The following is an 11,231-nucleotide window of genomic DNA, read 5'->3' as shown; positions in this document are numbered from 1 at the left end:
TTTTACAATAATCAAAGGGAGGTCTTACCATGATCAAAGCAAATGCATTAACACTTATCAAAGGGAAACCGCAGGCACCGGATGCGGTAGCACGGGGATGTCAGGACATCGTGATTCGCTGTTCCGACGGGACGGATGCTGTCCCCGGCGCAGTGGAGGAACTGGCCATCTGCCGGGTTGTGCGCGCGTTCCTGGAAAAATTATCGCAGAAGCAGGTATGCTGGAAAACGACCTGCCGCAGGAAAGGAGGGACTGAGATGATCACATATTCCGCACTGAACGATCCGGGAAACTATTCACACATAACCGCTGAACTGCTGAATACACGCCTTCCGGAAATCCCTGCCTTTGCAGTCAGGCCGGAAGAAACGATCGTCCCTACCTTCATTCCCTACTGGCTCATGAATACCGAAGAGCTTGAAGCGGCGCTGGACGATACAGACCGGACGGTTCTTGAAGCTGTTGCACTCTCAAAATATCTTACCTCTCTGCAGATTTATGAATACATCACATTAAGAGGCTGCGACGTCACTCGTCCGCGTCTCCGTAAACGGCTCCTGAAACTTATGCGGTTCCGCGTTATCCAGGAGAAGGAGCTTCATTCTCCTTCTGCCTGCCGGGGCATGAAATACTACCAGCTGAACTCCCTTGGATATCAGTATGCGATGCTCCACGGGGTTCCGTTTCACATGGGCAACCGCTATGTTTCCTATACCAGACGCACACAGACAGGGGAAATCGATACTCCCTGCGATGTAAAACGGATCCTGGTCGGCAATCAGATCGTCCTCGGCTTGTTAAAAAGCGGCGCCCGGATGCAGCGGTTCGGCATCATGGAAACACTTCGCCCGGACGATCCGGAACTGACAGATAAGGGATGCATGATCCGGACCGCAGCCAATGTCCGGCTCAATGCAGATTCCATTCTGGCCTATGAGGTCGTGCGGGATCTGCCCAAAACATATGAGAAACTGGCTGACAAAGTCTCCCGTTATTACCGCCTGGTCCATAATGAAGAGTATCTCCGCGGCAATTTCCACGGAGATCATGCCTGGCCCCAGCTCATCATCTGCGGAGAGTCCTTTGAACACAACCGAAAAATCGCCGCTTTCTTAAAAGAACAGGGACTGTGGAAAGTCGAAGATCCGATCCTTTTCACGGAAGATCTGCTGAACATCCGCGATTCCCTGTCATCCATCTACGGACTGAATGACGACGGAAGCCGTTCCTGGTATTCCCTGCCCGGCAGGCAGGATCAGAATGTGCAGTCAGCATGATCTTGCACGAGTCATGACAGCAAATTTAAACTATGAGGTGAGTCTATGATCTATGTCACGAGTGATATACACGGTACATTTTCTTTATTTTATAAGCTTCTTATAAAGATCAACTTTTCCGCCGGCGACAGGCTGTATATTCTGGGGGATGCGCTCGATAAGGGCAGAGAGGCGGAGAATCTCTGCCTGCTCAGCTTCATAAAAGAGCAGAACAATATATTTCTGCTCAAAGGGAACCATGAATATCTCTGCGAGCGCTATCTGGCCGGAGTCATATCTTCGGAACTGTGGGATGCCTGCGGAGGAGCGCTGACACGCCGGGAAGTTGACCGCCTGACGTCCACGGAAAGATTCAGGCTTCTGGATTATCTGAGGCGTCTGCCTCTGTATGCAAACATCGAGATACGGGGAGAGCGGTATTTTCTCACACATTCCGGCTATGATGCGGACTGCTGCGTTACAAATCCGGAAACCGGTCTGATCGATATCGAAAACTCCGTCAGAAAGGCCGCCGAGACCGATCAGGAAAAGTACCTTTTTTCTGACGATATTCATCTCATCCCTGCATCGCTCTGCTTTGACCGGAAGATCATCGTGGGCCACCGTCCCACATTACTTCTGCCCGACTTTGGAGAGCCCCGGATCTTTTATTCGCGGAACTACATTGATATCGATACCGGCAATGACCGGCGGGAAGCAGGGGGCAGGCTGGCCTGCCTGTGTCTGGAAAGCGGGGTGGAATTTTATGTATGAAAAGAGGATTTCAGACACTGCCGTATTGTATGGCATTTACAGACAGAGGTACGTCATCCCTGCCGCCGTCTCTCTCGGGATCCTGCTGCTTTCCGGAGCACTGCTCCAGGTATTTTATCATAACGGCCGGGCGCTTCTGCTCCATCTCATACTGGCAGGAACCGGCTTGCTCCTGTCAGTCCTGTTCTGCACTTGGAGCAGAAGCTGGCTTCGGGACAATTTTCCACCTGTCGGATCAAAAATTCTGATCTTTTCCACAGGATGCACTATTTTTGTACTCATTTTCCTGGTTGTGTTCCGCCTGGTATCTGATCAGATGTTCCTTTCCTCTTTCCTGATCAATGGCGGAGGAATCACTATCCGGACTTCCCTGGGAACTGCCTCCGTATATCCCGGCGATATCCTGAAACTGCTGCTGATCCTTCTTGCAGGAGACAAGATAAAAAAACGGCACCATTTGCTGAAACATTCGGCGGGAAGTATCATTTACTTTATACTTTCCGCCCTGTCCGCCGCGTCGCTGGCTCTGTTCGGAGATACCGGAAATGCCGTGATCATCCTGATCCTTACCGTGATCAGCAGTGCATGGCTGTACGGGAAACAGACTGCCTGGAAGACTGCGTTTCTCTCTGCCGGAGGGATTTGCCTTGCTTTCTTCCTGCTGCCGGACGCCAGAGATTCTCTCCGGGAATGCGGGCGTATCCTGACAGGAAGCATCCAGTGGAAATCCACTTCGCTTACTGCTGTCCTGGAAGGCGGTCTGTACGGGCTGAGCGCCGGACATATGGAGATGCGGGATATTGCGGAAGCCGTGGACGGGCAGTATTACAATATCACAGATGCATTTAATATTCTGACTGCCATTTACGGTTTCCACGCACTGACCGCGCTCAGCGCCGCAGTCATCCTCATGCTCCTCCTCATCCCCCGGCTGGCAGTCCGGAAAAACCGCCTGCATATGTACAGCGTTCTCGGTCTTACGGCTCTGTTCCTTCAGTATACGTTTCATGTCGGCGGAAACCTGAACTGTCTGCCCTTTCAGATGACTGCACCGTTTATCAGCTCGGATATTTCCGGTATGATCTTCGGTTTTCTTATATTCGGCATCGTTGCGAGAACCCTGACGGACCGGCAGGAGCAGTTTTACGCAGTGCACGTCAGACACGCGGTATATGTCCGGTGGACAGCTGCCGCGGGAGTCTTGTTTCTCCTGATTTCCTCCACCGGCTTCTGGCAGCTGTCTCAAAACGCAGGAACAGCCGTCGGACTGCTTGGATACCGGACCGGCTATGAATGGGGAACAGAAACTGCAGATTCTTTCGGATCCGTCTATGGTTCTGATGGCAGTAGACTGTGGGGATTCGGAGCTCCGGTATCCGAAGATCTGGAGAGCCTGCTGGGGGCAACCGGGGATTACGCTTTTGATAAGAGCACGGTCCTTTCCCTGTACAGTTCCCGGCTCACGGGGAGCGGGTCTTACCGCTTCTCCGAAGGAGCTCGTTCCATGAAGAATTCCGGACAGGATCTGTTTCTCACCATCGATCCGGAAATAAACCGGCAGGTTTACGAGTACCTGCAGAATCCGTTTTCAAAAAATGCACAGTCTCAAAACGCAGAACCGGAAGGCACCGATCTCCATGATGCCGGGCCGGAAAACAGATCCGGCATGGCGGTGCTCATGAAAACCGGCACCGGAGCCGTTCTGTCCGCAACTACCTTTTCATCCGGAGATACCGCATTTCACCCCGACTGGAAGGAAGCCCTGAAGTCTCTGCGTATGGTCAGTGCCGCTGTCAATGGCGGGGTTCTTGCAGAACCTTATTTAACAGAAGAAATCCGTGACCAGAACGGAAACGTAATCGAACAGCATCGGCATACAACGACACGGCTGATGGATGAGCCCGAAGCCAATGGGGTATATCAGATGTGGCAGTCTCTGCCGGGGTCCTCTGGCAGTGACCTGGTTCTGTCAGAAAAAACAGTAAAAATAACCGCAGATGGCAGCGAAGTGCGACGGTTCACCGGCTATAACCGGGAAACGGATATCGCATTTTATATTGAGATTCAAGTATCTCCTACTCCTCCACATTTCTCCTGAATCCCAGATAAGTCGCCCCGAAATACAGCAGATAGACCCCGCCGGCGATCAGCAGCGCCGCTCCGAAATAAGTGAGTCCGCTCCCGTCGGCGCCCGTATACCGCACGAACGTGTTTCCCGTATAGATCACGATCACCGCACTGATAGCGGCGGCTGCCGCCGCGGGCGCCAGGTAAAACAGGGCAAGCTGCCGGAAAATCACCCGGTTCATCTCTTTTTTCTTCATTCCCAGTTTCCGAAGCACGTCGTAGCGGAACCGGTATCTGCCGGAATCGGAGAGCTGTTGGACTGCCAGGATCGTAACCGCCACACAGATAAAGATCAGGGCAATGTATTCCAGAGGGAATGTCACAGACGTAATGACAAACTTCATCTCCGCAGCGTCCACATCCCGCACGAACAGATCGGCGATCATAACCACAATCTCATCCGTCCCGTTCGCTGCAAGAAGGTCTTCCTGCCAGTCATCCTCACCGGTTTCTCCCTCCTCCATGGCCGCCTCGTACTCATCATATGTCAGAATCCCGTGTTTGTGCCGGTAAACTTCATCCAGGTCATCCGAAAGCGCCTGGCTTCCCCGGTCCGCAAGCTCCGCGGCATAAACGGAGTAGTACGGCGTCATTTCATCGCAGAGTTTGTCCGGAACGATAATCAGATAGTCCGCTCCATTGATACCGTTCTGGGAAAAAGCCTCCGTGTATACCCGGGACAGGGACAGCGTCTCTTTACCGGTCTCCACTTTCTGGTTGTAAATATCATCGCCGAACTCCCGTGCGATCCGTACTTTTGTCTGAAGCGCATATTCGTTTTCCCCAAGAGTAACGGGCTCTTTGCCAAGCATTTGCCGCAGCGCATTATAATCGCTCAGTTTCATATACGTGTCATAGGTATAGTACTCTCTCCCCGGCGAAATCATCACCGGGATCCGGACTGTACACGATCACATCGAAAGGCACACTGTAGTCGATCGCCTGATTCTGATATTTTGCGAACATAAGAGAAAAGGAACTTCCGAGCAGCGCACACACAAGCAGGACTGTCAGCGTCCCCATGGTAAAGCGCATGGTTCGGACTTTTGAGGCGAGCTGACGGTACAGAAAGATCCTCTCCTTCCGGTACATCCATTTTCCCCGTTTCTGTATCCTGCACACAAGAAATGCCGAGAATCCCGCAAACAGTGCATAGACTGCCGCGACGAGCCCTGCCATCAGGAGCCCGCCCACCAGCATGGGACAGCCTCTCACCATCATCACATAGACAAAAACAATATAGGCGGCAGACAGAATAAACAGCCACTGGCGCAGCCGCTCGTGCCCTGTTTTGATCTCGTCATTTTTCTTCTCCATCTGCAGAAGTTCGGCAATGGCCATCTTTCGGAACATTTTCCGGTTACGCCGCAGGGCAAAGAGATAGCAGACAAAATAGCAGCACACTGTCATGATCAGACAGCTCCGGCTCATCTGAATATGAAGCTGATAATCTTCGCTGAAAACAGAATAGAATACATTCATGATAATCTGCTGAAGCAGTATGCCCACACCGATCCCCAGAAACAGTGCCACTGTGCCGATCAGCAGATTCTCTTTCATGTAGAGGCGTGAAATCACCTTCCGCTTCAGACCGATCAGAAGATAGGTGGCGAACTCCCGGCTGCGCTTCTCCAGCATAAACCGGGCCATATAGTTGATCAGCCATGCCACAATAAGGATGATGAAAAAGGTGGCAATTCCGAGCATCCAGCCAAGGATCATTGACTCGGAGCACATATTCCGGATATCCTCCGAAAAGATCAGGGAATTGAAAGCAAACATCATCGCCGCCACAGCAATCATAGTGATCAGGTAGACAAGGTAATCCTTCATGGAACGTCTTACGTTGCGAAGTGCCAGTTTATTCAGCATAATCACTGTCACCTCCCGTCAGGGCAAGCACATCCAGGATCTCATTTAAAAATTCCCGTCTGCTTTTCTTTCCCCGCACCAGTTCATTGAAGATCTCCCCGTCTTTCAGAAACAGAATGCGTCCGCAGTAGCTTGCGGAAAATGCATCGTGGGTAACCATCAGGATCGTGGCCTTCATCTCCCGGTTCATCTGGCAGAACGTGGAGAGAAGCATCTGCGCCGACCGGGAATCCAATGCTCCCGTCGGTTCGTCGGCCAGGATCAGCCTGGGATTATTGACCAGCGCCCTTGCACATGCACAGCGCTGCTTCTGCCCTCCTGATACCTGGTTCGGAAATTTTGTGCGGATGCCCTCTATTCCCAGACCTTTCAGCACTTCGTCCACCCGCCGGTCCGTCTCCTTCTTCCCTTTCCCGTGCAGGCTCATGGCGAGAATAATATTTTCCTCAATGGTCAGTGTATCCAGCAGATTAAAGTCCTGAAACACAAATCCCAGATTCTCCTTGCGGAAATCCGAGAGCGCATCCTCATTTAACTCTGTGATATCTGTATCCCCGTAAAAAATATGTCCCGCCGTCACCCGGTCAATGGTGGAGATCATGTTCAGAAGTGTTGTCTTACCGGATCCGGAAGCGCCCATAATCCCGAGGAATTCACCCTCGTCCACCGTAAAGCTGACCCGGTTGACCGCTTTTGTGATATTATCTTTTGTGCCGTAATATTTTTCCACATCACAGACTCTGATCTGTTCACCCATTCTTTATCATCCTTTCTGCATCTTATGCCCCGGTATGCCGTTGAGCCTGTTCTGCTGAACCTGTTTCGTTGAACCTGTTACCTGGCGGGCGGCATACCCGATACATATATCTTAGCAGTCGGGTGCTTTTCCTTGTATGAGATTTCCTTACAGCAATCTTTCATTTTTGAAACTTTTCCCCTGCTTTCCCTTACACTTCCGGGCAAGCAACGGAACATCAGAGTGATTCAGGACACTACATCCTGAACGCCGGAGCATTACTGGCCACTACATCCTGGCATGCTCCATTCTTGCAAAATACAGAACCTTCTCCACCTCATTTTCAATCTCATCCAGTTCCGTAAGGATCCGTCTTGTATACTCGTTCCGGTTATTTTCACAGATCAGATGTGCCGCGGTGATAGGGACCTTGACCTCATGAATCCAGCTCTCGATATACTCCTTGTACTCTCTCTGGGCGTCCTCCAGTTCATGGGTCTTCTCTATCATCGATTTGTTCGACCTGCGCAGGACTTCCCAGTAGAGTTTATCTTCCACACCATGCCCCGGTTTCATAACTTCGGCAATCAGATATTTCCGGTCCAGCCCGTCAAGGACGCTCATCAGCTCCCGGAAATATTTTCTCCGGGAAATGTACTGCACCAGAAGGTATATCAGAAGCACCGCGATCCACACCACAGCGATCAGAAATACAGAAGTCTCCGAATTATTCAGCATCAGTAAATACACGCACAGAACCAGCAGCGCTCCCGCGTTGATCAGCAGCACCTCGGCCTTTCCCTTACAGTAATCCCAGAAACTCACGTAACGCTCACCTCTCTCCCTATATCCGGTAGCCCATTCCGCGTTTGGTCTCAATAAAATTCTCTGCGCCAATCTCCTTTAATTTACTGCGGATGCGCGTAATATTGACGCTTAATGTATTGTCATCGATAAACACCTCGTTATCCCACAGATAATCAATCATATCTGCCCTGGAGACAATCTCCCCCGGATGCCGGAACAGGCAGTAGAGTATCTTCAGTTCATTTTTCGTCAGTTCACACAAATTCTCTCCTTTTGAAATCCGGGCGGCCGCCGTATCCAGCACAACACCCCTATATTCCTGCCGCGCAGACGACTCCCTCTCCTGTCCTCTCCCCAGAGTCCGCCTGAGCACCGCACCGATCCGCGCGGTCAGAACAGGAAGCTGGTATGGTTTTGTAACATAGTCGTCGCCGCCCCGAAGGATGCCGTTCAGCTCGTCCATGGGCGTGTTGTTTCCCGTCACAAAGATCACCGGCACATCGGAAGTCTCCCGGATCTTCTCGCAGACTTTCAGCCCGCTCACCCCGGGCAGGTTCACATCCAGAAGTATCAGATCCGGACTCTTCTCCAGAGCAGCCCTTGCAAGCCCCTCCGCATCCGGTGCAGACCCCCATATTCATAACAGCAGCTTTCTGAGAAGATAAAACCATCCTTTCTGCAAGGGCACTGATCTGTTCGGCTGCATCCGGGCGGATCAGTTTCCGCTGGTTCCTGATCATCGTCTCACACTCTGTTTCGCTGTCCAGTATTTTTAATGCATCCGCCAATTCACTGTTTGATGTGTGGCAGAACCGGCTCATACCATAGCCGCTGAAGAATCTGGCGTTGTATGTTTCACACCCCGGAATGGCAGCCACATGCACGATCGGGATTCCATATACCGCTGCCTCTGTGGATGAAAGACCGCCGGGTTTTGTGACAAACAGATCCGCTGCTTTCATATACCCTGCCATATCTGAGGTAAAGCCGACAACCGTAACAGCAGGCAGATTATACCTTTTCACTTCATCATACAGCTTTTTATTGGAACCGCATATGACGATCAGTTCCGTATTCCTGCGTTTCGCAGCTTCGTTGGCAAGTGTCTGAATGACTTTTTTTATACTCCCACCGCCCATGCTGCCACCGGCCGCCAGGATATATCTCTTATCCGGGTCAAGCCCCTGCCGCCTGCAGGCGTCCTGCCTGGTCTCCTTTTGAGAGAAGCGCCGGCTTACCGGTATGCCGAGCGCATATAGTTTTTCGCCCGGCATACCCCGGTTTATAAACTCCTGCTTCAGTTGTTCAGATGGAATGACATAGGCATCGCAGTCTGTTTCCTCTGTAAAAGGGATACAGGTATAATCCGTGGCGATAAAAATGGTCTTGGGGATATGGATTCCCTTTTGCTTCATGCAGGTCAGGATCTCCGCCGGGAACAGATGCGTTGAAATGATAACATCAACATGGTTTCGTGCCAGATACTCCTCCATGACAGGAACCATACCGTAATTGGCAAAATATACAGGAGAACGGAACGGCAGCCGTCTGTATAGCTGTCCGGCGCTGTAAACTGCTCCGAATGCAGCCGGCGCTTTTTGAACGGCCTTTATATAGAAATTGTCGATCCTGTCAGCCAGATGTTCGCTGTGCAGCGTATATGGATTGAACATCGCCGCCTGATGGCCACGACGCCTGAGTTCTTCTGTGACTGCGTTCCCTGCGGCGTTATGTCCGCCTCCGGTCCCACACGAAAGTATTAAAGCATCCAAACAGTTTCACCTCCAAAGCGGATGTTGGACGTTCTACCTATTTCCGTTACTTCAAAACAAAGGATGAGGTCCTGACTTTCAAGATATTATGCCTGTGGAATCGATTTTTGGAAGAAAACCATATCACGGATTTTCGAAGCGATATTTATACGAGTACACGTCTGTTCTTTGAATTTTTCCTTTCCATACGAGATATTAATGATCTGCTCTATCAGGTCGGCCGCCAGAATGTCATTCTGGATGCCTATTTAAAAGTTTTGACCCCTGAAAAGCCGGAAGACAATATTATTTCCTATTATAAACAGCAGTGGACTGCTTATGCCCTGTATGGGATCGTCAAGGCCTGGATTTTACGCGGTTATCAGGAAACTCCATCTCAAATGGTGGCAATTTTATATGATTTGCAGGATACCGTTAAGGAGTAGCGCAATGAGACCTTTTTGCGCCCCGAGTTTGCCGCTTTCTTTATTCTTACATATAAATCATCAGATTTTTTCATATAAGGATTCCGAACAGGCATGGCAAATCCTCCTCATTTGTGCTACAATGCTTACTGTTTACGGAAGATTGTATCAATAAAATGTAATAATAAAGAAATCATTCACCAGAAAAGGAGAATCCGCATGAGTATCATACACCCGTTCCGGGGAGTCCTCCCCGCAGCAGATCTTGCTTCGTCCATCGCCGCGCTTCCCTATGATGTATACGACAGCGCCGAGGCGCGGCAGATTACAGACAGGAACCCTCTTTCTTTCCTGAAGATTGACCGGGCAGAGACCCAGTTCCCGGAAGGGACTGATCCGTACTCTGACCAGGTCTATGAAAAAGCACGTGACACCCTGTACCAGATGATCGCCGACGGCTCTTTCATCCAGGATGAAACGCCATGCTACTATATTTACGCCCTCACCATGGACGGGAGGACCCAGACCGGTATCGTAGGGTGCGCATCCATCGACGACTACGAAAACGGCGTCATCCTCCGGCATGAAAACACTCTGGAGGAAAAAGAACTGGACCGTTTCCGTCACATCGACACATGCAGCGCCCAGACCGGACCGATCTTTCTGGCTTACCGCGCTGATAAAAGACTCCAGAAGATTCTCAGTGAAATCATGGAAACAGAGGCGTCTCTTTTTGATTTCACCGGCGATGACGGTATCCGCCATCAGGTGTGGCGCATCGGCAGCCCGGACTATATTGAGAAGATTTCTCAGATATTTGCCGGGATTCCGCATCTCTATATTGCCGACGGTCATCACAGGGCAGCGTCGGCAGTGAAGGTCGGACTGAAAAGAAGAGCGGAAGATCCGGGCTTTTCCGGCAGGGAAGAGTACAACTTTTTCCTTTCTGTCCTCTTTGCTTCCGATGATCTTAAGATCTATGATTACAACCGCGTTGTTATTGACATGAATGGCTATACATTTGACGAATTTCTTGATAAGATAAAGGATGGATTTGAGATAACAGAAAAGGACAGTCCCTGCAGACCGCAGCGCAAGGGAGAGATAGGGCTGTACGGAGGCGGAAAATGGTATCTGCTCCGGGCAGACTCCCGTCTGTATCCCGGCACGCCGGTAGGTGATCTGGATGTCTCTGTTCTCCAGGAAAATATTCTCGCCCCGGTCTTCGGGATAACCAACCCGAAAAATGATCCGCGCATCCGTTTTGTGGGCGGTATCCGGGGGCTTAAGGAGCTTGAGAGAGAAGCGGACCGTGCGGGAGGCGCTGCATTTGCCATGTATCCGACTTCCATGGACGAACTGCTTGCCGTGGCGGATGCAGGTATGCTCATGCCGCCGAAGTCCACCTGGTTTGAGCCGAAACTCCGGAGCGGTCTGTTTATCCACCTGTTCTGACTGAGATAAAAATAATAGAAAAGAGGAG

At 51.0% G+C, this 11,231-nt stretch carries 10 protein-coding genes and 2 pseudogenes; 5 read left to right on the top strand and 7 right to left on the bottom strand.

The genetic code is table 11. The features are described 5' to 3' along the window. Window positions 1-29: 29 nt before the first annotated feature. Genes B5F07_RS07715 through B5F07_RS07705 form a run of 3 tightly spaced genes read left to right on the top strand, consistent with a single transcriptional unit; the run spans window position 30 to window position 4,128 of the window. A complete protein-coding gene (locus B5F07_RS07715) occupies window positions 30-1,277 on the top strand; it encodes a hypothetical protein (RefSeq protein WP_087160700.1) in 1,248 nt (415 codons plus the stop codon). Window positions 1,278-1,322: 45 nt separating this feature from the next. Beyond that, window positions 1,323-2,030, top strand: a complete 708-nt coding sequence (locus B5F07_RS07710) for a metallophosphoesterase (protein WP_087160699.1) — start codon at window positions 1,323-1,325, stop codon at window positions 2,028-2,030. Then, window positions 2,023-4,128, top strand: a complete 2,106-nt coding sequence (locus tag B5F07_RS07705) for a hypothetical protein (RefSeq protein WP_087160698.1) — start codon at window positions 2,023-2,025, stop codon at window positions 4,126-4,128. Before B5F07_RS07710 ends, B5F07_RS07705 begins: the two co-directional genes overlap by 8 nt. On the opposite strand, the gene B5F07_RS07700 is transcribed toward B5F07_RS07705, so the two are convergent. The 7 genes and pseudogenes from B5F07_RS07700 to B5F07_RS23025 form a co-directional block, all read right to left on the bottom strand. Continuing rightward, window positions 4,106-5,044, bottom strand: a complete 939-nt coding sequence (locus B5F07_RS07700) for a hypothetical protein (protein WP_140397988.1) — start codon at window positions 5,042-5,044, stop codon at window positions 4,106-4,108. The two genes, B5F07_RS07705 and B5F07_RS07700, sit on opposite strands and share 23 nt — an antisense overlap. After that, window positions 5,010-6,029 (bottom strand): FtsX-like permease family protein, encoded by a 1,020-nt coding sequence (locus B5F07_RS07695; protein ID WP_087160696.1) that lies wholly within the window; start codon window positions 6,027-6,029, stop codon window positions 5,010-5,012. The genes B5F07_RS07700 and B5F07_RS07695 overlap by 35 nt, the downstream gene beginning before the upstream one ends. Then, window positions 6,019-6,786, bottom strand: a complete 768-nt coding sequence (locus B5F07_RS07690) for an ABC transporter ATP-binding protein (protein ID WP_087160695.1) — start codon at window positions 6,784-6,786, stop codon at window positions 6,019-6,021. Before B5F07_RS07690 ends, B5F07_RS07695 begins: the two co-directional genes overlap by 11 nt. 267 nt (window positions 6,787-7,053) lie before the next feature. Beyond that, window positions 7,054-7,590 carry a HAMP domain-containing histidine kinase gene (locus tag B5F07_RS07685; protein ID WP_087160694.1) on the bottom strand — a complete coding sequence of 179 codons (537 nt, stop codon included), beginning with the start codon at window positions 7,588-7,590 and terminating at the stop codon, window positions 7,054-7,056. A 19-nt stretch (window positions 7,591-7,609) separates the two neighbouring features. Next, entirely contained in the window at window positions 7,610-7,834 is a 225-nt protein-coding gene (locus B5F07_RS22825) for a winged helix-turn-helix domain-containing protein (protein ID WP_191404547.1), read from the bottom strand. 177 nt (window positions 7,835-8,011) lie between these two features. Continuing rightward, window positions 8,012-8,143: pseudogene (locus B5F07_RS23550) on the bottom strand (response regulator); the annotation flags it as partial. 133 nt (window positions 8,144-8,276) lie between these two features. Further along, window positions 8,277-9,344 (bottom strand): annotated as a pseudogene (locus B5F07_RS23025) (MGDG synthase family glycosyltransferase); the annotation flags it as partial. A 107-nt stretch (window positions 9,345-9,451) separates the two neighbouring features. Here B5F07_RS23025 and B5F07_RS07670 point away from each other — a divergent pair. Beyond that, a complete protein-coding gene (locus B5F07_RS07670) occupies window positions 9,452-9,769 on the top strand; it encodes a TetR-like C-terminal domain-containing protein (RefSeq protein WP_087160691.1) in 318 nt (105 codons plus the stop codon). Window positions 9,770-9,967: 198 nt separating this feature from the next. Further along, window positions 9,968-11,203, top strand: a complete 1,236-nt coding sequence (locus tag B5F07_RS07665; protein WP_087160690.1) for a DUF1015 domain-containing protein — start codon at window positions 9,968-9,970, stop codon at window positions 11,201-11,203. Window positions 11,204-11,231: the final 28 nt, after the last annotated feature.

The sequence above is a fragment of the Lachnoclostridium sp. An169 genome, assembly GCF_002160525.1.
In the GTDB taxonomy this organism is placed as follows: domain Bacteria; phylum Bacillota; class Clostridia; order Lachnospirales; family Lachnospiraceae; genus Mediterraneibacter; species Mediterraneibacter cottocaccae.
This window is presented reverse-complemented; position numbering and strand designations above follow the sequence as displayed.

Coding starts and splice junctions, on each gene's coding strand:
- B5F07_RS07715 (WP_087160700.1), top strand. CDS start 30: ATGATCAAAGCAAATGCATTAACACTTATCAAAGGGAAACCGCAGGCA.
- B5F07_RS07710 (WP_087160699.1), top strand. CDS start 1,323: ATGATCTATGTCACGAGTGATATACACGGTACATTTTCTTTATTTTAT.
- B5F07_RS07705 (WP_087160698.1), top strand. CDS start 2,023: ATGTATGAAAAGAGGATTTCAGACACTGCCGTATTGTATGGCATTTAC.
- B5F07_RS07700 (WP_140397988.1), bottom strand. CDS start 5,044: ATGATTTCGCCGGGGAGAGAGTACTATACCTATGACACGTATATGAAA.
- B5F07_RS07695 (WP_087160696.1), bottom strand. CDS start 6,029: ATGCTGAATAAACTGGCACTTCGCAACGTAAGACGTTCCATGAAGGAT.
- B5F07_RS07690 (WP_087160695.1), bottom strand. CDS start 6,786: ATGGGTGAACAGATCAGAGTCTGTGATGTGGAAAAATATTACGGCACA.
- B5F07_RS07665 (WP_087160690.1), top strand. CDS start 9,968: ATGAGTATCATACACCCGTTCCGGGGAGTCCTCCCCGCAGCAGATCTT.